Here is a 21045-nt window from a genome sequence, read left to right as displayed (position 1 = left end):
CCACCGGTCCGCAGCCGAACGGCTGGTGTGGGTCGGGCAGGGGCGGAGGGGGCGAAGAAACAGACAGCCGGCACCGGACGTACGGAAGCCCGCCCCTCGGGCAACGAGGGGCGGGCGCAACCGTTCTGACGGAACGTCAGTGACGGCCGTACGATTCGACGTAGCCCGGGGCGGGGGAACCCACACCGGTGACGTCGTCGTAGCCCTTCACGGCCTGCAGGGAACTGTCCTTGCCGAGGCTGCGGACGGAGGTGATGACACCGTCAGCCGCGTCGTAGCCGTTCGCGAAGTCGACACGCGCCACGGCGAGCCCGGACTTCGTGGGGTTGTCCGTGACGTCGTGGTACGCCTTCGAGCCGTACTTGGCGTAGATGGCGGGGTTGGCGAAGCCGATCGCCTTGCCGCCGCGCGCCTCCTGGGCGAGAGCCTGGACGGCCGCGATCACCGGCGCGGCGAGCGAGGTGCCGCCGATCCGGTACTCGCTGTACTGCTCCGTCCCGTCCGGGAAGGTCTGCGTCTGGCCGACCTTGAAACCGGTGTTCGGGTCGGCGATCGCGGAGATGTCCGGGACGACACGGTTGCCGGCGGCGTTGTTGGCCGTCGCGAGCGCGTTCGGGACGACGCCCTTCTGGTAGTAGGGCTCGGCGACCGTCTTGCTGGTGCCGCCGCCCGCACCCGAGGTGAACGCGCCGGGGAAGTTCGTCCAGCTCTTGCCGTCGTCGGACAGCAGGGCCTTCTCGGTGCCCCAGCCGGTCTCGAACAGGTACGTGTCGCCCTTGCCGACCGCCAGCGACGTACCGCCGACCGCCGTCACCCACGCCGAGTTGGCCGGGGTGTCGACCTGCTTCGTACCGGTGTTGGCGACCTCGTCGCCGTTGTCTCCGGAGGAGAAGTAGAAGCCGATGCCCTCGACCGCGCCGAACTGGAAGACCTGGTCGTAGGCGGCCGCGAGGTCCGGCGTCTGGTTGGCCTCGATGTCGCCCCACGAGTTGGAGACGATGTCGGCCAGGTGCCCGTCGACGATCTTGTTCAGCGAGTCGAGCAGATCGTCGTCGTAGCAGGAGGCGGCACCCACGTAGGTGATGCTCGCGCCCGGCGCGACCGCGTGCACGGCCTCGACGTCGAGGGTCTCCTCGCCGTACCAGCCGGCGGCGCCGCACTCCTTGGTCTTCGTGTAGTTCTTCGGCAGCACCTGGCGCAGCTGGCCGCTGGTGTACGCCGCGTCACCGTGCTTGCCCGCATAGGTCTGCGCGTCGAAGGCGATGGTCGGCGAGGCGTACGCGTCGGTGATGGCGACACGCACGTTCTTGCCGGTGCGCGTGCCCGCGCCGTACGCGGCGCGCAGCTGCTTGCCCGTGTAGCCCTTGACCGCGTACGGGATCTTCGAGCCGTAGGCGTCCGGCAGGGTGCTCGCGATGTTCGAGCCGTAGTACGAGGAGAACGGCCCGGAGTTCTTGAACACCGCGTCCGGAGGCGGCAGCTGGTCGCTGTGCGTCGCCTTGTGCGGGGCGTTGTCCAGGCCGGTGACGGTCAGGACGGCGCCGTTCAGGGCGGCCGGCGCGGAGGCTGTCTTCGACGGCGCCCGGTAGGTCTTGTTGCCCTTGGCGTAGTTGTGCAGCTGGGTGCCGAACGCCTTCTCGGCGGCGGCGACATCACCGGTCACGGAGATGTAGTGCTGCGTGGTGCCGGTGACCTTGAGGCCGGCCGACTTCAGCCACGAGGTCACCGCGGCGACCTGGGCCTTCGTGGCGCCGAAGCGCGCTTGCGTCTTCTTGGCGCTCAAGTACTTGCCGTACGACGCCGAGTTCGGGTCGGACACGGCCTTGGCGTACGCCGCCAGACCGGAGGCGTCCCGGCCGGCGAGATAGACCCGGGCGGAGACCTGGGAGCTGTCGGACGTGGCGCCCTTGTCGGCCTTGGCCGTGGCCCACGCGGGCTTGGTGCCCGCGAGGGTGTCCCGGCTCGGGCCGTCCGCGGCGTGGGCCGCGGGTATGCCGAGCGCCAGCGCACCGGCGAGCAGCGGCAGTGTTGCTGCCATGCTCACCCCGGCGCGCGCCATGGCGCGGTTGGATCTCATAGAACCCCCTGCGATGCGGTTCGTCGCATGTAGTGGTTGGTCGGCGATCCGCGTAGACCCCCAGGCCCTATCAGGGGGCGGGGAATGGATCACAGATGGGGGCCACTCTTTCGATGAACCGTTCATGCCAGGGGAATGAAAAGGCCAAGGAAACCCCAAGTGGCAGTGATTGAGCCGCATTTGGGGTGGTATGGGGAGGGGGTGCTGCCCCGGTCGAGGGTTTTCCCTTTTTCTTTCGTCAAGGGGTTGTGAACTGCTGTCGCATGACGGTGTACGAGCGTGTTCCGGCGCGTATGAGTGCGTGTCCGGGCTGCGGCAGGCGTATTGCCGGTGAGGAACAGAAGTTCTCCTGTCGAATAGGTGACCTTTCCGGGTGGGTGGTCGTTGGGTGCGGTGACGGGCTTTTCGGTAACGGGCCGGGGGTGACGGGGTGGGTGAGGTGCGGGAGGTGGCGGCACCCTTCGTGATGCCCGGCCCGTCGGGGGGCGCGGTCCGCGACCGGCTGAGGCACCTGAGTGCCGGGGACGAGGAGGTACTGCGGCTGGTCGGTGATCTGCTGGGTACGCTCGCTGCCCGGGATTTGAGAGTGCGGTGTGCGGCCGGGCTGGAGCACGACGGTGAGCGGTGGGCCGAGCGCAAGCGCACGCTCACCCAGGATTCCTCCTCGCGCTGGGCCGGGGCGATCACGAAGGCCACCCACGACCAGTGGGCGCTCGCCCGGCGCGGCCAGCTCGCCCACATCCAAAGCCTTCAGGCGGGCGTGCGGACGATCGCGCACCGGTTGTCCCTGCCGGTTGGCGAGAAGGGCAGCAAGCACGCCCCGGGCGGCTACCGCACACGGCAGGAGTGGTTCGCCAAGTCCCGCCGCCTGCACCTGCTTTCCGACCGGCTCAGGGCGGCGCGGGCGGACCGCGAGGTGGGTGTCGTGCACGTGGTGCGCGGCGGCAAGCGGCTGCTGAACACCCGGCACCACCTCAAGGCAGCGCAGCTCACCGAGCCACAGTGGCGGCAGCGGTGGCAGGCCGAGCGCCGGTTCCTCCAGGCCGACGGCGAGTCCGGAAAGCGGTTCGGCAACGAGACGATCCGTGTCACCCCGGGCGGTGAGGTGTCGATCAAGCTGCCGGCGCCGCTGGCGCACCTGGCCAACGCGCCGCACGGCCGATACGTACTGGCCGCGACCGTTCGGTTTGCACACCGGGGCGAGCAGTGGCGCGACCGCGTCACCGCCCACCGGGCCGTCGCCTACCGCATCCACGAAGACACCGTGCGGGGCCGCTGGTACCTGACCGCGTCCTGGACCATCCCACCGGTCAAGAGCGTCCCCCTGGACGCGGCCCGAGCCAACGGCCTGATCGGCGTGGACACCAACGCCGACCACCTCGCCGCCTGGCGCCTCGATGAGCACGGCAACCCCGTCGGCGAACCGCTCCGCTTCGGCTACGACCTGACCGGCACCGCCGGCCACCGCGACGCCCAGGTCCGGCACGCCCTCATCCGGTTGCTGCACTGGGCCAAGAGGAATGATCTGTCGATTGCGGTCGAAGACCTCGACTTCGCGGCGGACAAGACGCGGGAGAAGCACGGCCGCAGGAAGCGGTTCCGCAAGCTGATCTCCGGCATGCCCGTCAGCAAGCTACGGGCCCGGCTCGTCGGCATGGCGGCCGAACTCGGCATCACCGTCGTCGCGGTCGACCCGGCCTACACCAGCAAATGGGGCGCCCAGCACTGGCAGAAGCCCCTCACCGGCAAGAACAGGAAGCCCACCCGCCACGACGCGGCCGCCGTGGCGATCGGCAGGCGCGCCCTGGGGCACCCGATCCGGATGGGGGCACCTCCCAGGCCCTTAAGGCACTGGGGGAGGACGGCACCGCCCCCGCACGACCAGAGCGATCGTGCGGGGCATCGGACCGTTCAGGCCGGCACGGGCACCCCGGGGCGCGAGGGAAACCGCCCCCGCATCCCCGGACCACGGACACGATCCGTACGCGCCGGACGCGGAGCGAACGCGGTGGACCAGAACGCCCAACACCGTTCGGAGCGTTCGGCTGAGCATGAGTCCTGGCAACAGGAGTCACTCCGCTCAGTCACTAGAAACGGTTCCCTTTTCTTGTAAGCGCATCGTGGCCCCACCGCGTTCAAGGGGTGTGAAGCAGCTGGAGTTCGAAGAGTTCTACCGGTGCGGCCGGGACGTCTGCATGCGGGCGGTCCTCGCCGCGGTGGGCGACCGGCAGCTGGCCGAGGACCTCGTGGCCGAGGCGTTCGCCCGGGCCTGGGCGGCCTGGCCGCGGGTGCGGCGACATCCCGCTCCGCGCGCCTGGATCGTCCGGACGGCACTCAACACCCGGATCTCGTGGTGGCGTCGGCGTCGGTACGAGGTCGCGCTGGGCGACCATGACACCCAGGACGGCCAGGACCGCCAGGACGCCGAGGCCGGCGGGTCCGGCCTCGACCCCGCGCTGCTGGCCGTGCTGCGTCAACTGCCGCTGCGGCAGCGGGAGGTGATCGCTCTGCGGGTCTTCCTCGATCTCGACACCGCGACCACGGCGAAGACGCTCGGGATCGCCCCGGGAACCGTCACCGCCCATCTGTCGCGCGCCGTCGGGACACTGCGCGGCCACCTCGTCACCCTCAACACCCCGGAGGCAGGATCGTGAACGGAATCGACGACGACAGGGACGTACTGGACACACTGAAGGGATCGCTCGACGACATCACCATGCAGGTGCCGGTCGAGCGGATCGTGGCCGAGGGCCGCGCGGTCCGGCGGCGGCGCAGGCGCGTGGCCGTGGCGGCCGTGGGCGTCACGGCGATCGCCGGGCTCGCGCTCGGCGTCCCGGGCATCGGCCACCCCTCGACGGCACCGCCGTCCGGGGGCGCCGAGTCCGTCGCGTTCACCGTCGCCAAGCGGACGGACGGCACGGTCGCCGTGACCTGGACCAAGGAGCAGTACTTCAAGAACCCGGCGGGGCTGCAGAAGGCGCTGCGCGACGCGGGGTTCCCCGTTTTGGTGAAGACCGGGGTGTTCTGCAAGGGGCCGGACGACCACACGCAGGTGGACGAACACGGCTCGGGAGTGGGGGTCGAGGACGTCGTGAAGCGGGAGCGGCGGGACGACGACACCGTCGTCTTCATCTACGACCCCGCGGCCATGCCCGCCCACACCCAGCTCTTCATCGGCTACCTGGACCAGGCCCAGCTCGCCGTCACCCACGGCCGCCCGGGTTCGGTGGAACGCCTGGTGCCGACCGGCGTCGCACTGAAGTGCGGTACGGACTGGCGCGGCTGACCATCAGGCGGCGGAAGGGCAGTTGACCATCAGGCGGAGGGGGGCGGACGGGTCCGGGGCGCTGCCCCGGACCCGTCCCATTCGGCGCTTCGCCGGCTAGGGCCTGTCCGGCGGATCAGGTCGGAGGAGAGCTGCGGTGCCTCATAAGCACAGGTGAGCGGGGCCTGGTGCGTCCGTCTGCAAGGCGGAGGAGGGCGACGACGCGGAGCGTCGGCAACCGACGACAACGCCGCAGATGGGCGTGCCAGGCCCCGCGTCTCCGACATGATCCGCCGGACAGGCCCTAGGCAGTTTCTGACGGCTCTTGGTGGGCTGGTGGATCTCTTGGTTTGCCGGGCAGGACGCCCCTATGGTGCGGCGACACGAGCTCACGGACGCGCAGTGGCAGTGCATCGAGCCTCTCCTGCCCGGCAACGGCAAGCCGGGCGGGCAGTGGGCAGATCATCGCAAGGTGATCAACGGGGTGCTGTTCAGGGCCCGGACCGGGGTGCCCTGGCCGGACCTGCCCGAGCGGTACGGCCCCTGGCAGACCGTCTACGAGCGGCATCGCCGCTGGTCGGCCGACGGTACCTGGAAAGCCGTGCTGGAGGAACTGCAGATCGAGGCGGATGCCGGTGACCCGGACGGGGCGCTCGCCCGCCAAGTGTCCCGGCAGGAGTGGGCCGTGAACATCGACTCGACCTCCTGCCGGGCGCATCAGCACGCGGCCGGGGCGCCCCGCAAGCCTCCGGCCGACTATCCGCAAAAGGGGGCGGGGCCCGTGAGGAGGCAGATGGGCGCGAGGCGTTGGGGCGCTCACGGGGCGGGCTGACCAGCAAAGTCCATCTGCTCTCCGACGACCGGGCCCGACCGTTGACCTGGCTGACCTCGCCCGGCCAGCGCGGTGACAGCCCGATGTTCGCCCCGGTGCTCAACGGCTTACGCCTCCGGCGCCGCGGCGCGGGCCGCCCGCGCAGCCGACCGGACCGGGTGCGCGGCGACAAGGCGTACTCCAGCCGCGACAACCGTGCCTACCTGCGACGGCGCGGCATCAAAGCCACCATCGCGCAGCCCGATGACCAGCGCGCCCACCGCAAGCACCGCGGTCGCTCCGGTGGCCGGCCCCCGGCCTTCGACAAGGGCCAGTACCGCCGCCGCAACGCGGTCGAGCGGTGCGTGAACAAGTGGAAACAGTTCCGGGCGGTGGCCACCCGGTTCGACAAGCGCGACTACATCTTCAACGGCACCCTGACCGTCACCGCAATCGTCATCTGGCTCCGCGACACCGTCCAAGAGCCATCAGAAACGCCCTAGTCGCGAGCCTTCGCGCCCCGCTCCTTGAGCATGTCCGCCATCAGCTTGATCTCCGACTGCTGCGCGTCGACCATGCCCTGCGCGAGCTTCTTCTCCACGCCGACGTCACACTTGGCGACGCAGCCCTCGGCCATGTGGATGCCGCCCTTGTGGTGGTCGGTCATCAACTGCAGGTAGAAGATCTCGGCCTGCTTGCCGCTCAGCGTGTTCAGCTTCTTCATCTCGGTGTTGGTGGCCATGCCCGGCATCAACGCGCCGTCCTTGCCGGAGGCCATGTCGCCCATGCCCATCCAGGTCATTGGCGCGTCCGAGGACACCTTCGGCAGCCCCCACAGGTCGAGCCAGCCGAGCAGCATGCCGCGCTGGTTGGCCTGCGTCTGCGCTATGTCGTACGCGAGACGCCGTACCTCGACGTCCTTGGTGCGGTCGCGCACGATGTACGACATCTCGACGGCCTGCTGGTGGTGGACCGCCATGTCCCGCGCGAAGCCCGCGTCGGCGGAATCGGCGGTGGGCGCCTTCATCCCGGAGTCGTCACCGTCGGCGACCGCGTACGTGATCGCCCCGGCCGCGACGAGCACGGCCGCCGCGGTGCCCGCGATCCACCCGACGTGCCTCACTGGGAGAGACCGTTGGTGCAGGCGGCGCCGGGCTCCGGCGTCTGCTTGCCCTGCACGAACTCCGCGAAGAACTTGTCGACGTTCGGGTCGCTCGCGGCCGTCACCGTGCGCTGCTTGCCCCAGGCGCTGAGCATGATCGGGTCCTTCTGGTCCTCGACCGGGCTCATCAGCGTGTAGGGGGTCTTCTTGACCTTCGCCGCGAGCGCCTTCACGTCGGCGTCGGAGGCCTTGCTGTTGTAGGTCACCCAGACCGCGCCGTGCTCCAGGGAGTGCACGGCGTTCATGTTGTTGATCGCCTTGGTGTAGACGTCACCGTTGCAGTTCATCCACACCTGGTTGTGGTCGCCGCCGACCGGGGGCTCCATCGGGTACGTCACGGTCTTGGTGACGTGGTTGCGCGACAGCGTGCCCTTCCAGGTGTTCACGCCGTCGGCGCCCGCGACGAAGTGCCCCGACGACGCCTTGGAGTCGCTCGCCGTGTCGTTCTTGTCGGACTGCGACTTGACGAGGACGACGCCGCCGACGACGAGACCGGCGACGACGACCACACTGGCGGTGATCGTGAGGATCCGGTTGCGACGCTCGCGGGACTGCTCGGCGCGGCGCATCTCCTCTATGCGCGCCTTGCGCGACGCGTTGCTGGTGTTCTTGGCGGAGCCCATGGCGAGTCCTTATGGGGATGGGACGGTCGGGTGCGCTGATCGTAGTGGGGGAGGAGGGAACGCAGGCAGCGAGGGTACCGGAATGGCCGAAGACGCGGCTTTCGTCGCGGCGCGCGGGAGGGTTTCGTGGCGAGGGTGGTTGACGTCGCCGTAAAGAGGCCGCTCGTGGGCCGCCGAGGGGAGGTCGTTCTTGCGCCGTGACCACGAGACCATTCTTGCGCCACGACCACGAGACCGTTCCTGCGTGGCGACCACGAGACCATTCTTGCGCCGTGACCACGAGACCGTTCGTGCGCAGCGACCACGACACCGTTCCTGCGCTGATGCGAAGCGACCATGCGTGCGCCGTTGCGAAGTGACCGCGTCCCGGCCCGCCCGAACCGCGCCGATTAATTTGAACCGTGGATGCGCATTATCTACGCTCGTGGTATGCGGCTCTTGCGTTCCACCGATCTGGCCCTGCGCGTTCTGATGCGGCTTGCCGTCGCGGGCGAGTCCACTCCCACGACCCGCGAGGTCGCGGCGGACATGGACGTGCCGTACACGCATGCCGCGAAGGTCGTCGCCGAGCTCCAGCACCTCGGCCTGCTCGCGGCCCGCCGGGGCCGGGGCGGCGGTCTCGCGCTCACCGAGGCGGGCCGCACGGCCTCGGTCGGCACCGTCGTGCGCACTTTCGAGGGGGACGGCGACGTCGTGGAGTGCGAGGGGGCCACGCCGTGTCCACTGAACTCCGCGTGCCGTCTGCGGGGCGCGCTGCGACGGGCCCAGGAGGCGTTCTTCGCCTCGCTGGACCCGCTGACGGTGGCGGACATGGTCGCCGAGCCGACCGGGCCGCTGCTGCTGGGCATCTCCAGGCCCTGATCTCCAGGCCCTGATCTCCGGGTCCTGCTCTCCGGCCCTGCTCTCCGGGTCTTGCTCTCGGGCCCTGATCTCCGGGACTTGATCTCCAGGCCCTGCTATACGGACCGGGATCTCCCGGCGGTGGTCGGCTCGGCCGTGCTCGACTCAGCCGTGCTCGGCTCAGTCCTGGGCGAGCCAGAGGTCGGGCCCGAACACCTCGTAGTGGATGTCGGCGGCGGCCACGCCCTTGCCGATGAGCTGTGTTCGTACCGCCCGCATGAAGGGCAGCGGACCGCACAGGTACGCGCGCGTGCCCGACGTGATCGCCATCGCGGAGAGATCGACCAGGCCCGTGCGGTCGGCCGGGTGGCCCGGCTCCGGGCGCTCGTACCAGAAGTGGACGGCCGCGTCCGGGAGCTTGCCGGCGTACGCCTCGTGGTCGGCCCGCAGCGCGTGCTCGGCCGGGGAGCGGTCCGCGTGGACGACGGTGACCGGGCCGCGGTGTCCGGTGACCGCCAGCTGCTCCAGCATCGCGATCATGGGGGTGACGCCGATCCCGGCGGAGGCGAGGAGGAGCGGCGCCTCGTCGGCGTCCAGTACCAGATCGCCGTACGGGTCGGAGAGCCGGAGCCTGTTGCCCACCTCCATGCGCGCGTGGAGGTGGTTCGACACCTCGCCGTCGGGCGCGGCGTCCCCGTGCACTCGCTTCACGCTGATCCGGTGGGCGGATGAACCGGGTGCGCCGGAGAGGCTGTACTGGCGTATCTGGCGGGCGCCGTCCGGCAGTTCGACCTGGACCGAGACGTACTGTCCCGGCCGGAAGTCGGGCACCGGTGTGCCGTCGGCAGGGCGCAGCCAGAAGGTGGCGACGTCGGCGGTCTCCTCGACGCGTTCGACGACCTCCCACTCCCGCCATCCGCCGCCGCCCCGCCCCTCGTACAGCCGCCGCTCGATGGCGATGAGGGCGTTCGCCATCAGCCAGTAGACCTCGGTCCAGGCGGCCGCGACCTCGGGGGTGACCGCGTCGCCGAGTATCTCGGCGATCGCCGCGAAGAGGTGCTCGTGGACGACCTCGTACTGCTCGGGCGCGATCCCCAGGGAGGCGTGCTTGTGGGCGATGCGCTGGAGCATCGCGTCGGGGCGCTCGTCCGGGCGGTCCACGAGATACGTGGCGAAGGCGGCGATCGAACCGGCCAGGGCGCGCCGCTGGGTGCCGGCGGCCTGGTTGCCGCGGTTGAAGAGATCGCGCAGCAGCTCGGGGTGGGCGGTGAACAGCCCTTCGTAGAAGCGCTCGGTGATCTCGTCGATGGCTCCGGCGACGGCGGGAAGGGTGGCGCGCACGGTGGCGGCGGACTGCTCGGACAGCATCGGGGACTCCTCTCGTCCGTTGCGCACAGTAGTAAAACTTGCATCTGAGATGCAAATTAAAAGGGGAGGGGAGGCCGAGGCGATCGGCTGTTACGGATGAGCGGCTCAGCAGGCAAGATGGGCGTCAGAGTTGGACACCTGCCGTACGCGAGGCGTTCAGACCGCGATCGCCTGGGCGATCAAGGTCCGCAACGCGCATGAAATGGTGTTGTGGTGGGATGCTCAGGTGCCCCGATCGTCTACGAGGCGTGGGAGCAGGCGGCCTGACCAGCAAGGATGGGTGGAAGCGGAAGATGGACAAGCAGCAGGAGTTCGTGCTCCGAACACTGGAGGAGCGGGACATCCGGTTCGTACGCCTGTGGTTCACGGACGTACTCGGCTTCCTCAAGTCGGTGGCCGTGGCCCCGGCCGAGCTGGAACAGGCCTTCGACGAGGGCATCGGCTTCGACGGCTCCGCGATCGAGGGCTTCGCCCGGGTCTACGAGTCCGACATGATCGCCAAGCCGGATCCGTCCACCTTCCAGGTGCTGCCGTGGCGCGCCGAGGCCCCCGGCACGGCCCGGATGTTCTGCGACATCCTGATGCCCGACGGCTCCCCGTCCTTCGCGGACCCGCGCTACGTCCTCAAGCGCGCCCTCGCGAAGACCTCCGACCTGGGCTTCACCTTCTACACCCACCCTGAGATCGAGTTCTTCCTGCTGAAGGACCGCCCGCTGGACGGTTCGCGGCCCACCCCCGCCGACAACTCCGGCTACTTCGACCACACCCCGCAGAACGTGGGCATGGACTTCCGCCGCCAGGCGATCACCATGCTGGAGTCGATGGGCATCTCGGTCGAGTTCTCCCACCACGAGGGCGCCCCCGGCCAGCAGGAGATCGACCTCCGCTACGCCGACGCGCTCTCCACGGCGGACAACATCATGACGTTCCGCCTGGTCATGAAGCAGGTGGCGCTGGAGCAGGGCGTCCAGGCGACGTTCATGCCCAAGCCCTTCTCGGAGCACCCGGGCAGCGGCATGCACACGCACCTCTCCCTCTTCGAGGGTGACCGCAACGCCTTCTACGAGTCCGGCTCGGAGTACCAGCTCTCCAAGGTCGGCCGCTCCTTCATCGCGGGCCTGCTGAAGCACGCGGCGGAGATCTCCGCCGTCACCAACCAGTGGGTCAACTCCTACAAGCGCATCTGGGGCGGCTCGGAGCGCACCGCGGGAGCCGGCGGCGAGGCCCCCTCGTACATCTGCTGGGGCCACAACAACCGTTCCGCCCTCGTCCGCGTCCCGATGTACAAGCCCGGCAAGACCGGCTCCGCGCGCGTCGAGGTCCGCTCCATCGACTCGGGCGCGAACCCCTACCTGGCGTACGCGCTGCTGCTGGCCGCGGGCCTCAAGGGCATCGAGGAGGGCTACGAGCTCCCGCCCGGCGCCGACGACGACGTCTGGGCCCTCTCCGACGGCGAGCGCCGGGCGATGGGCATCGAGCCCCTGCCCCAGAACCTCGGCGAGGCCCTGGCCCTCATGCAGCGCAGCGAACTGGTCGCCGAGACCCTCGGCGAGCACGTCTTCGACTTCTTCCTGCGCAACAAGAAGTCGGAGTGGGAGGAGTACCGCTCCGAGGTGACGGCGTTCGAGCTGCGGAAGAACCTGCCGGTGCTGTAGGCGCAGGTCAGCGCCACATTCTCCTGATCGGCAAACGGGGCCTGCGGTCGTCGACCGCAGGCCCCGCGGCTGCCTCACGCGCCCTGGGCCGTCTGTGGGCCGTCAGGCGCGGAACGGTCACTGTGGCAGCAGCCATCATCCGGCTCCGCTCATGGCCGACCGGACGCGCTCGGTTCAAGCGCAAGGGTCTGGCCCACCGCCGCGAGCAGTTCGAGCGGCAACTCCTTGTCTCCCTGTCCCATGGCGAGCCCCAGCCAGCGGCCGGAATCCCGGTGCGGCCACGCCTTCCCGTGCCCTCGGACGGGACCGTGTAGAGGGCCGGCTTCGAGTCGAAGGGTGGCGGCGCGGACAGGGCATGCACATGCCAACATTCCGCGCCGCACGTCCCCCAACCGGAGGGATGAAGAGAGGGCGAACTACTGCTGGGCGGCCAGGGTGCTCAGCAGCTGGTGCAGCGGCTCGGTGGCCCGCCGGCGGTACTCCTGGATCGCCCATCCGTTCCCGTCCGGGTCCTTGAAATACATGAACGTGGCTCCGTCCTGCGGCGCGAACTCCACCGGCTCGCTGACGTCGAGCCCCCGGGCCGTGAGCTCCTCGTACGCCGCCTTGGCATCGGTGACGCACAGCTGCATCCCGTGGTACGTCCCCGGTTGCGGCGTACCTGTCGGGACCTGGAGCCCGTCCACGAGGGCGATGGAACACCCGGAACCGGGCGGCGTCAGCTGCACGATCCGCACCCCCTCCATCACCTCACCGTCCAGGTCGACGTGGAAGCCGACCTTGTCCCGGTAGAACTCCTTCGCCCGGTTCACGTCGGAGACCGGCAGAAGGATCACTTCGAGGGTCATGTCCATTGGGTGACTCCTTTGTCGCGCGGAAGCGCCTCACTGGAACCGCCATCGGGTCTGGCTGAACGGCTCCCCCTTACCGAAGCCGAAAGCGGTCCGCGGCGCCACGGTGAAGACAAAGGAGGGCCCTTCCTGCCCCTGGAACGCGCCCTTGCTTACGTCGAAGTGCCACTCGGCGCCGTACTTCTCCTCCCACGCCTTGGCCAGATCGCGCAGCCGGGCGTCGTCGGTCACCCGCACCGCCTCACCCTCGACGACCAGGTCGTAGCCCTTCGCCCACGTGTTGGTCCCCGTGGTCAGCACGACGTGCGGATTCCCGGCGAGGTTCAGCGCCTTCCGCTCCCGCGCGCCCGTCGTGAAGTGCAGCGCCCCGTCCTGCCAGACACCGAGGAGCGGCGTCACATGCGGCCGGCCGTCCGGCCGCACCGTCGACAGCCAGTACAGCTCGGCCGCCTTCAGTCGGGCCAGGGCCTCCGGCCAGGGGGTCGCGGTCGCCCCGGGGCTGCCGTAGCGCGGGTCGAGATCCGTCTGCGGTTGCGTGCCGGACATGTGGTCTCCTCCTCGATCGACATGGTCCCGCCGTAGGGGAGACCGTGCACACCGGCGGAAGTCATCGGTTCCGGGCGTGGCCGCCCGCCCCGGCGCTTCTCTCAGGGACTGCGGTTACGCTCAAGTACGTACGACCTTGATCCGACAGGAGGCCGAGGATGACGGCGCCGGGGCGCAGAAGCAGTACCTTTTCGCGGCTGCTGCGGCACGGCTTCACCGATCCCTCGGCCGCCGAGCGCCTCCTGGAGAGCGCCGAGCTGGAGCCCGTACGGTCCGATCCTGTGCTCCTGGACGCGCTGGGCGCGACCGCCGATCCGGATCTGGCGCTGCACGGTCTCGTCCGGCTCGTCGAGGCGCACGACGGGCACACGGCCCAGCGGGAGCTCCTCGACACGCTGATCGCGGCGAAGCCGCTGCGGGACCGGCTGCTCGGCGTTCTCGGCGCCTCCGCCGCGCTCGCCGACCATCTCGCACGGCACCCGAGCGACTGGCAGGCGCTCGTGACGTACGAGCCGCAGGACCTGCACCCCGGGGTGGCCGAGTTCGAGCGGGGGCTGGCCGGGGCGACCGATCCGGTCTCGCTGCGTGTCGCCTACCGGCGCTGCCTGCTGTCCATCGCCGCGCGCGACGTGTGCGGCACCACCGATCTCGCCCAGACCGCCGCCGAGCTCGCCGACCTCGCCACCGCGACCCTGCGTGCCGCGCTCGCGATCGCCCGGACCGCCGCGCCCGAGGACGCCGCGCTGTGCCGGCTCGCGGTGATCGCGATGGGCAAGTGCGGGGGCCACGAGCTCAATTACGTGTCCGACGTCGATGTGATCTTCGTGGGCGAGGCCGTCGACGGGGCCGATGAGGGGAAGGCCGTTCAGGCCGCGACCCGGCTGGCCTCTCACATGATGCGGATCTGCTCCGAGACGACCATCGAGGGCAGCATCTGGCCGGTGGACGCCAACCTGCGGCCCGAGGGGCGGAACGGGCCGCTGGTGCGGACGTTGAGCAGCCATCTCGCCTATTACCAGCGGTGGGCCAAGACCTGGGAGTTCCAGGCGCTGCTCAAGGCCCGGCCCGTGGCCGGTGACATCGAGCTCGGCGAGGAGTACGTGGCCACGCTGGCGCCCCTGGTGTGGCATGCCGCCGAGCGCGACAACTTCGTCGCCGATGTGCAGAAGATGCGCCGGCGGGTCGTCGAGAACATCCCTGCCACCCAGATCGAGCGTGAGCTGAAACTCGGGCCGGGCGGACTGAGAGATGTCGAATTCGCCGTGCAGCTGCTCCAGTTGGTGCACGCGCGTGCCGATACGTCGCTGCGCAGCGGAACCACGCTCGACGCCCTGAAGGCGCTGGCCGCGGGTGGGTATGTGGGGCGCGCCGATGCCGTCCAGCTCGACGCGGCGTACCGGTTTCTGCGGTCCATGGAGCATCGGATCCAGCTGTACCGGCTGAGGCGTACGCATCTCGTGCCGGAGAACGAAGCCGATCTGCGGCGCATCGGGCGGTCGCTGGGGTTGCGGTCCGATCCTGTCGTCGAGCTGAACCGTGAGTGGAAGCGGCATGCGGCCGTGGTGCGGCGGCTGCACGAGAAGTTGTTCTACCGGCCGCTGCTCGATGCCGTTGCCCAACTCGCTCCCGGTGAGGCCCGGTTGAGTCCCGACGCGGCTCGGGAACGGCTCGTCGCGCTCGGGTACGCCGATCCGGCCGCGGCGCTGCGGCATCTGGAGGCGCTGGCCTCCGGTGTCACGCGCAAGGCCGCGATCCAACGGACCTTGCTGCCCGTGTTGTTGGGGTGGTTCGCGGACTCCGCCGATCCCGATGCCGGGTTGTTGAACTTTCGGAAGGTGTCGGATGCGCTGGGCAAGACCCCTTGGTATCTGCGGCTGTTGAGGGACGAGGGCGCCGCGGCCGAGAACCTTGCGCGGGTGCTGTCGGCGGGGCGGCTCGCTCCTGACTTGCTGATGCGTGCGCCGGAAGCGGTGGCGCTGCTCGGGGACGGGGACGGTGGTGGGCTCGAGCCGAGGTCCAGGGCCCACCTGGAGCAGGAGATCCTCGCGGCCGTGGGGCGCGCGACCGGGGGTGAGCAGGCGGTCACCGCGGCGCGTGGGGTGCGGCGGCGGGAGCTGTTCCGTACGGCCGCGGCGGACATCGTCGCCTCCTACGGCACCGAGGAGACGCCGGCTGTCGCCGACCAGGGTGCGCTGGTGGACCTGGTGGGGGGTGCCGTTTCCGATCTGACGGCGGCGACGCTCGCGGGGACCCTGCGGGCCGTGGTGCGGGACGGGTGGGGGGAGACGCTCCCCACCCGGTTCACCATCATCGGGATGGGACGGTTCGGCGGGCACGAGCTCGGTTACGGGTCCGACGCGGATGTGCTGTTCGTGCATGAGCCTCGGGACGGGGTGGACGAGCAGGAGGCCGCTCGGGCCGCGAACGCGGTGGTGTCCGAGATGCGGCGGCTGCTGCAGATCCCCAGTACGGATCCGCCGCTGTTGATCGACGCGGATTTGCGGCCCGAGGGGAAGTCCGGACCGCTCGTACGGACGTTGAAGTCCTATGAGGCGTACTACCGGCGCTGGTCGCTGGTGTGGGAGTCGCAGGCTCTGCTGCGGGCCGAAGTCGTGGCGGGGGACGACGATTTGGGGCGCCGGTTCATCGAGTTGGTCGATCCGTTGCGGTATCCGGCGGAGGGGCTCGGGGATGAGGCCGTCCGGGAGATCCGGCGGCTGAAGGCGCGGATGGAGTCCGAGCGGTTGCCGCGGGGGGCGGATCCCACGCTGCACACCAAGCTCGGACGAGGTGGGCTGTCCGACGTGGAGTGGACCGTGCAGTTGCTGCAGCTGCAGCAGGGGTGGGTGGAGCCGGGGCTGCGGACCACTCGGACGCGGGCCGCGCTCGCCGCCGCCTGTGCCGCGGAGCTCCTGTCCACAGAGGACGCGGCGATACTGGACGAGGCGTGGGTGCTGGCCACACGGGTGCGCAACGCGGTGATGCTCGTGCGCGGGCGGGCGGGGGACACCTTCCCCTCGGGCGGGCGTGAACTTGCCGCGGTGGGACGGTACTTGGGATATGGGCCGGGGCATGTCGGGGACATGCTCGATGACTACCGGCGTACGACGCGTCGGGCTCGGGCCGTTGTCGAGGAGCTCTTCTACGGGGCGTGAGGCCTCCGGGGGTGCGGTTCGCCTGCGGGGCGGTGGGGGGTCGGGCACGGCCTCTACCTGGCCTCTACCGTGCGTTCGCGGGTGCGGGTGCGGCGGGTGCGGGTGGTTGAGGGCTGGTGGCCACGGCGTGCGGCTTCTTGCGTGACATCGCCACTCCGGTGAGGACCACCGCCATGCCCGCCATGACGCGTAGGCCCAGGTGCTCGTCGAGGACCAGCGCGCCCAGGGCCACGGAGACGACGGGGAGCAGGTAGCCGACTGTCGCCGCGCTGGTGGGACCCTCTTCGGCGATCATGCGGTAGTTGAGGTAGAAGGTGATGCCCGTGGCGAAGACGCCGAGGACGGTGACCGCCACGAGGGCCGTCGCGTCGACCTTGTGGAGTGGGCCCGCGGTGGGGAGGGCCAGGGTGCTCCAGGCTGTGGCGGTGAGGAGTTGGGCCGCTGATACGGCCAGGGGGGCGCCGTGGGCGGTGAGGTGGCGGGCCATGTAGGCGAAGGCGATCGCATAGCTGGCCGCCGCGGCCAGGAGGGCCAGGGTGCCCCAGCCGGCGAGATCTCCGTGGCGCCACGGGGCGAAGATCAGGAGGACGCCGGCGAAGCCCAGCAGGAGGCCGGTGAGGCGGAGGGGGCGCAGGGCGCGGTCGGTGCCCAGGAGGACTCCGATGAGGAGGGACCAGAGCGGGGTCGTCGCGTTCAGGACGCCCGCGAGGCCGGAGTCGACCGTCTGCTCGCCCAGGGCGAAGAGTGCGAAGGGGATCGCGTTGCAGAAGAGGGCCGCGACGGCCAAGTGGCCCCAGAGGGTGCGGGTTCGGGGGAGGCGCTGGCCTGCCGAGCGGGCCAGGACGAGCAGGACCGCTGTGCCGAGGGCACAGCGGGTGACCGTGAGGTACGCGGGGGACAGGCCGTGGTTCAGGGCCAGCTTGATCCAGAGGAAGCCCGAGCCCCAGAGGAGGGCCAGCGCGGCCATGCGAAAGGATGAGCTGAGGGATCGTGGCATGGGTCCACGGTCCAGGATGGAACTTGTGAGGACAAGTTCAAGGTGCTGCATGCACTGTTAAGCTGGTCTACATGCTTGATGTGCGGCGGATGCAGGTCCTGAGTGCTGTGGTGAGCAGCGGATCGGTCACCGCCGCCGCGGCCCACCTCGGGTACACGCCGTCCGCCGTCAGTCAGCAGATCGCGGCGCTGGAGCGGGAGGCGGGCGCCGCGCTGCTGGAGCGGTTCGGGCGCGGGGTGCGGCCCACCCCGGCGGGGCTGCTGCTCACCGAGTACGCGGATGTCATCGGACGGCAGGTCGCCGAGGCCCAGACCGCTCTTGCCGATCTCCTCTCCGGGCGTACGGGGCGGCTCGCCGTGCGGTACTTCGCCACGGCCGGGGCATCGTTGGTGGCTCCGGCCATCGCACGGTTCCGGGCCGAATACCCGGGCGTGCAGGTCGAGTTGAAGCTGATCGATCCCGCGGATCCGCTGCCGGACGTCAAGGAGGGGCGGGCCGATCTGGCGCTCGTCGTGCGGCCGCGCGACCCCGCACCCGAAGGCGTACGGCTCGTGCGTCTTCTCGATGATCCGTATCGGGCCGTTCTGCCCAAGGGGCATCGGCTGGCCGGGAAGCGGACGCTCGATCTCGGCGATCTCGCGGAGGAGCCCTGGGTGGGGAGCGAGTGGCCCGGGCCGTGCCTGGCCGCTCAGCTCGATGCCTGTGCGGCGGCCGGGTTCAGGCCCGACTTCGCGGTGCAGAGCGAGGATTACGTCACGGCCCAGGGGTTCGTCGCGGCGGGGCTCGGGGTGAGTCTGATTCCTTTGCTCGGGCTGGGGGGTCGGCACCCGGATGTCGTGGTGCGGAAGGTGCGTGCGCCTGAGCCGGTGCGGGCCATCTACGCGGCCGTGCGGGAGACGGCTCCTGACCAGCCCGCCCTGCGAGGGCTGTTGAAGGCGCTGCGGGATGTGGCCCAGGAGGAGCGCTAGCTCGGTCGACCGCCCCTGTTTCGCCTACGCCGCCTGCGGGGCCCGCGCATGGGCCATGAATCCGTCCAGCGCCAGTTCGAACGCCCGGTCCGCACGGCCCTCGCCCACCGCGGCCAGGGCCGCCGCGAGGCGTGGCGTCGTCGTGTCGTCCGGGAGTTCCCACCTCGTCGTGGAGGGCGGTACGGCCTGGCTGGAGCACGCCGACTGCCACGGGCAGGGCACGGCGGCCTTCTGGCCCGACCCCGCCGCGTACACCGCCGCCGTACGGCAGCTGCACGCGGCCGGGGTCCGTACGGCCACGCACGCGATCGGGGACGCGGCCGTACGGCACGTTCTCGACACGGTGGAGGGGCTCGGGGCCGGGGGGCGGTTCGCGCACCGGATCGAGCACGTGGAGACCGCCCCCGACGGCACCCTCTCGCGCTTCGCGCACCTCGGGGTCATCGCCTCGATGCAGCCGCCGCACACCGCGTACACGCGGGACGACCACGGCGACGAGTGGTCACGGCGGCTCGGGCCCGAGCGGGGCGGCCGCGCCTGGCGCACCCGGGACCTGCGCGACGCCGGTGCGGTGGTCGCCCTGGGATCCGACTGGCACGACGCATGCGGCCGTCGCCGCCGGCGAGGCTCTTCGGGCGGGGCGTATCCGCCCGGGTGCCGGGCGGATCTCACGGCCTTCGGCTGCGCAGGCCCCGGTACGTCTCACCGTGACCGGTGGATTCGCCGCCCATCGCGAGGCCTGAGCCCGCTCGACACCCCCGGACAGCATGGGCGGCCCGATTCGTCAGGAATACGGGGGTTCGTCAGGAGTTACGGGTGTTCGTCAGGAGTAGGGGGTGCCCCCGCCGGGGCGGGGAATGCCGGGCCGGGTGTTCAGTGACCACATGTGCGTGCATTGCGGGCACTGGAGGTGGACGACCGGCCCGTTGTTGGAGATGAGATAGCTCCAGTGCTCGCCGCAGTTGCGGCGGTCGGCGCAGGTCGCGCAATGGCGGGCGTCGTCGCAGACGGGGCAGGCCACCCAGGCGCGACGGGCGATGTCCGCCTGTGGATCAATGGGCAGCCGCACGGCCCGGCTCCTCGCCCGGCAGGACACCCGCCGCCACCAGCAGGTCGTAGGTGCGCTGTTGCTCGGCGTCCAGGCCCGAGTAGAGGAGGGCGTACGCCTCGTCCTCGCCTCGGAGGACGGCCACCGGGTCCCAGTCGGGCCCGAGCGCGGCGACGACCTCGGCCCGTCGCCGGGCTTCCTCGAAGGTCAGGTCGATCGTGAAGGGTATGGGGCCGGTGGCGTTGTCCTGGTTCATGACGCGACTTCCGACGTGCTGGCAGAACCCGACCATCTCTACCAGGTGCCCACAGCGGCGGGGAAGGGGGGCCCAAGCCGCCCCGGGACGGCCCGGGCGACGCTCCACCCGGCCCTTGGACAGGGCACCCTCGGATCGGCCGACAGGGATGGGCCGTTGTCGGTACCAAGCCCTGAACGCCGATACGGTCCGCTCACGGCACTGTGACGTATTTCATGGCCTGCCCCACAGGGGGGCTGGGCCCAGCCGCCTGGAGAGGTGAGGCCGCCAGGGCCTCCGGCAGGGCGGATCCGTCGGCACGGGCGTCCGCAGAGGCCCCGCGGTCCGGCACATCAACGGTCCCTGCACGCGCATTCCGGCCCGCGATGGCGCTCAGCCACCACGGCGGTCTCCGGCGGTGCCGAAGGTCTCCGGCGGTGCCGAAGGAGGCCGAAGCCTCTGCTCAGGCCTTCACCGGCAGCAAAGGCGCCCCCCGCGTCCCCGGTACCCGGCGCGGCAGCGCGTACGGCAGGGAGCCGAACCAGAGCCGCGCCACCAGGAAGCCGAAGGTCAGGCACAGCATGCCGCCCACCGCGTCGAGCCAGAAATGGTTGGCGGTGGCGACGATGACGATCAGGGTGGTCGCCGGGTAGAGGAGGCCCAGAATCCGGGCCCACGGCGCCGACGCCAGCGCGAAGATCGTCAGGCCGCACCACAGGGACCAGCCGATGTGCATCGAGGGCATCGCGGCGTACTGGTTCGACATGTGTTTCAGGTCGCCGGAGGCCATGGAGCCCCAGGTCTGGTGGACGACGACCGTGTCGACGAAGTGGCCGCCGTTCATCAGGCGGGGCGGTGCCAGGGGGAAGAAGTAGTAGCCGAGCAGGGCGACCGCGGTGGTGGCGAAGAGGGCGAGCCGCGTGGCCGCGTAACGGCCGGGGTGGCTTCGGTACAGCCACACCAGGACGCCCAGCGTCACCACGAAGTGCAGCGTCGCGTAGTAGTAGTTCATCCCGATGATCAGCCATGTCACCGAATTGACGGTGTGGTTGACCGACTCCTCGACGGCGATCCCGAGGTGGTGCTCGGTCCGCCAGATCCAGTCCGCGTTGCGCAGCGCCTCGTGCTTCTGTTCCGGCACGGCGTTCCGAATCAGCGAGTAGGTCCAGTAACTCACCGCGATGAGCAGGATCTCGAACCAGAAGCGGGGGCGACGCGGGGCCCGCAGGCGACGCAGCACGTCCTTCCCCGCCCCCTGCTCCGCGACCCCCGCCCCCTGCTCCGCGACGGGCTGTGGAGCGCCCTGCTCCTGGCCTTCCAGTGTCGTCACGGTCGTCTCACCCATAGGGACAGAGTCTGCCAGAAAAGCGTTCCCCGACAGATCATCCCTTGGTTGGGTCCTCGTCGCATGTTCTACGCCGGGAGGAGTCCTGTGAGTGCCCTG

18 protein-coding genes and 1 pseudogene are annotated in these 21045 nt (G+C 70.3%); 9 read left to right on the top strand and 10 right to left on the bottom strand.

Going from position 1 to position 21045, the window contains the following annotated elements; translation table 11 throughout:
- Positions 1-136 precede the first annotated feature (136 nt).
- On the bottom strand, positions 137-2077 hold the full coding sequence (locus IEY95_RS36860; RefSeq protein WP_189190552.1) for a S53 family peptidase: 1941 nt from the start codon (positions 2075-2077) through the stop codon (positions 137-139).
- A 430-nt stretch (positions 2078-2507) separates the two neighbouring features.
- Here IEY95_RS36860 and IEY95_RS36855 point away from each other — a divergent pair, with 430 nt between their 5' ends.
- The 4 genes from IEY95_RS36855 to IEY95_RS36840 all read left to right on the top strand — a co-directional run bounded on the left by IEY95_RS36855 (position 2508) and on the right by IEY95_RS36840 (position 6656).
- Positions 2508-4190: an IS200/IS605 family accessory protein TnpB-related protein gene (locus tag IEY95_RS36855; protein WP_229703599.1), complete on the top strand. Its 1683-nt coding sequence runs from the start codon at positions 2508-2510 to the stop codon at positions 4188-4190.
- Positions 4191-4221: 31 nt separating this feature from the next.
- Entirely contained in the window at positions 4222-4731 is a 510-nt protein-coding gene (locus IEY95_RS36850) for a sigma-70 family RNA polymerase sigma factor (protein ID WP_229703598.1), read from the top strand.
- Positions 4728-5363 carry a hypothetical protein gene (locus IEY95_RS36845; RefSeq protein WP_189190551.1) on the top strand — a complete coding sequence of 212 codons (636 nt, stop codon included), beginning with the start codon at positions 4728-4730 and terminating at the stop codon, positions 5361-5363. Before IEY95_RS36850 ends, IEY95_RS36845 begins: the two co-directional genes overlap by 4 nt.
- A 349-nt stretch (positions 5364-5712) precedes the next feature.
- Positions 5713-6656 (top strand): IS5 family transposase gene (locus IEY95_RS36840; RefSeq protein ID WP_189190550.1). Its coding sequence is split into 2 segments (ribosomal slippage): positions 5713-6129 and positions 6132-6656, totalling 942 coding nucleotides; the frame shifts between segments, so codons are not numbered across the junction.
- On the opposite strand, the gene IEY95_RS36835 is transcribed toward IEY95_RS36840, so the two are convergent.
- Positions 6653-7276, bottom strand: coding sequence for a DUF305 domain-containing protein (locus IEY95_RS36835; RefSeq protein WP_189190549.1), 624 nt, complete (start codon positions 7274-7276; stop codon positions 6653-6655). The genes IEY95_RS36840 and IEY95_RS36835 overlap by 4 nt on opposite strands.
- A complete protein-coding gene (locus tag IEY95_RS36830; protein WP_189190548.1) occupies positions 7273-7938 on the bottom strand; it encodes a thioredoxin-like domain-containing protein in 666 nt (221 codons plus the stop codon). The genes IEY95_RS36835 and IEY95_RS36830 overlap by 4 nt, the downstream gene beginning before the upstream one ends.
- A gap of 429 nt (positions 7939-8367) precedes the next feature.
- Between IEY95_RS36830 and IEY95_RS36825 the strand changes: the two genes are divergently transcribed.
- Complete coding sequence (locus IEY95_RS36825; protein WP_189190547.1) at positions 8368-8799, top strand: RrF2 family transcriptional regulator; 432 nt, start codon at positions 8368-8370, stop codon at positions 8797-8799.
- A gap of 159 nt (positions 8800-8958) precedes the next feature.
- Here the strand turns inward: IEY95_RS36825 and IEY95_RS36820 are convergent, their stop codons facing one another.
- Entirely contained in the window at positions 8959-10146 is a 1188-nt protein-coding gene (locus IEY95_RS36820) for a globin domain-containing protein (protein WP_189190546.1), read from the bottom strand.
- Between the two features lie 293 nt (positions 10147-10439).
- Here IEY95_RS36820 and glnA2 point away from each other — a divergent pair, with 293 nt between their 5' ends.
- Positions 10440-11801 (top strand): gamma-glutamylpolyamine synthetase GlnA2, encoded by a 1362-nt coding sequence (gene glnA2, locus IEY95_RS36815; protein ID WP_189190545.1) that lies wholly within the window; start codon positions 10440-10442, stop codon positions 11799-11801.
- Between the two features lie 416 nt (positions 11802-12217).
- Here the strand turns inward: glnA2 and IEY95_RS36810 are convergent, their stop codons facing one another.
- Together IEY95_RS36810 and IEY95_RS36805 are read right to left on the bottom strand one after the other, a co-directional pair.
- A complete protein-coding gene (locus tag IEY95_RS36810) occupies positions 12218-12655 on the bottom strand; it encodes a VOC family protein (protein ID WP_189190544.1) in 438 nt (145 codons plus the stop codon).
- 30 nt (positions 12656-12685) lie between these two features.
- Positions 12686-13198 (bottom strand): pyridoxamine 5'-phosphate oxidase family protein, encoded by a 513-nt coding sequence (locus IEY95_RS36805; RefSeq protein ID WP_189190543.1) that lies wholly within the window; start codon positions 13196-13198, stop codon positions 12686-12688.
- A gap of 158 nt (positions 13199-13356) precedes the next feature.
- Here IEY95_RS36805 and IEY95_RS36800 point away from each other — a divergent pair, with 158 nt between their 5' ends.
- The gene (locus tag IEY95_RS36800; RefSeq protein ID WP_189190542.1) at positions 13357-16353 is read left to right on the top strand and encodes a bifunctional [glutamine synthetase] adenylyltransferase/[glutamine synthetase]-adenylyl-L-tyrosine phosphorylase; all 2997 of its coding nucleotides are present in this window, start codon (positions 13357-13359) and stop codon (positions 16351-16353) included.
- A 64-nt stretch (positions 16354-16417) separates the two neighbouring features.
- Here the strand turns inward: IEY95_RS36800 and IEY95_RS36795 are convergent, their stop codons facing one another.
- A complete protein-coding gene (locus IEY95_RS36795; RefSeq protein WP_373294626.1) occupies positions 16418-17320 on the bottom strand; it encodes a DMT family transporter in 903 nt (300 codons plus the stop codon).
- A 101-nt stretch (positions 17321-17421) separates the two neighbouring features.
- Between IEY95_RS36795 and IEY95_RS36790 the strand changes: the two genes are divergently transcribed.
- Complete coding sequence (locus tag IEY95_RS36790) at positions 17422-18318, top strand: LysR family transcriptional regulator (RefSeq protein ID WP_189190540.1); 897 nt, start codon at positions 17422-17424, stop codon at positions 18316-18318.
- 169 nt (positions 18319-18487) lie between these two features.
- A pseudogene (locus tag IEY95_RS49565) lies at positions 18488-19061 on the top strand (amidohydrolase family protein); the annotation flags it as partial.
- An 80-nt stretch (positions 19062-19141) separates the two neighbouring features.
- On the opposite strand, the gene IEY95_RS36780 reads toward IEY95_RS49565, so the two are convergent.
- The 3 genes from IEY95_RS36780 to IEY95_RS36770 form a co-directional block, all read right to left on the bottom strand.
- Positions 19142-19387, bottom strand: coding sequence for a hypothetical protein (locus IEY95_RS36780; RefSeq protein WP_189190538.1), 246 nt, complete (start codon positions 19385-19387; stop codon positions 19142-19144).
- The gene (locus IEY95_RS36775; RefSeq protein WP_189190537.1) at positions 19371-19622 is read right to left on the bottom strand and encodes a DUF6400 family protein; all 252 of its coding nucleotides are present in this window, start codon (positions 19620-19622) and stop codon (positions 19371-19373) included. Before IEY95_RS36775 ends, IEY95_RS36780 begins: the two co-directional genes overlap by 17 nt.
- A 442-nt stretch (positions 19623-20064) precedes the next feature.
- Entirely contained in the window at positions 20065-20946 is an 882-nt protein-coding gene (locus tag IEY95_RS36770) for a phosphatase PAP2 family protein (RefSeq protein WP_189190536.1), read from the bottom strand.
- Between the last annotated feature and the right edge of the window lie 99 nt (positions 20947-21045).

The organism is Streptomyces albiflavescens (assembly GCF_014645835.1).
Classification (GTDB): domain Bacteria; phylum Actinomycetota; class Actinomycetes; order Streptomycetales; family Streptomycetaceae; genus Streptomyces; species Streptomyces albiflavescens.
This window is presented reverse-complemented; position numbering and strand designations above follow the sequence as displayed.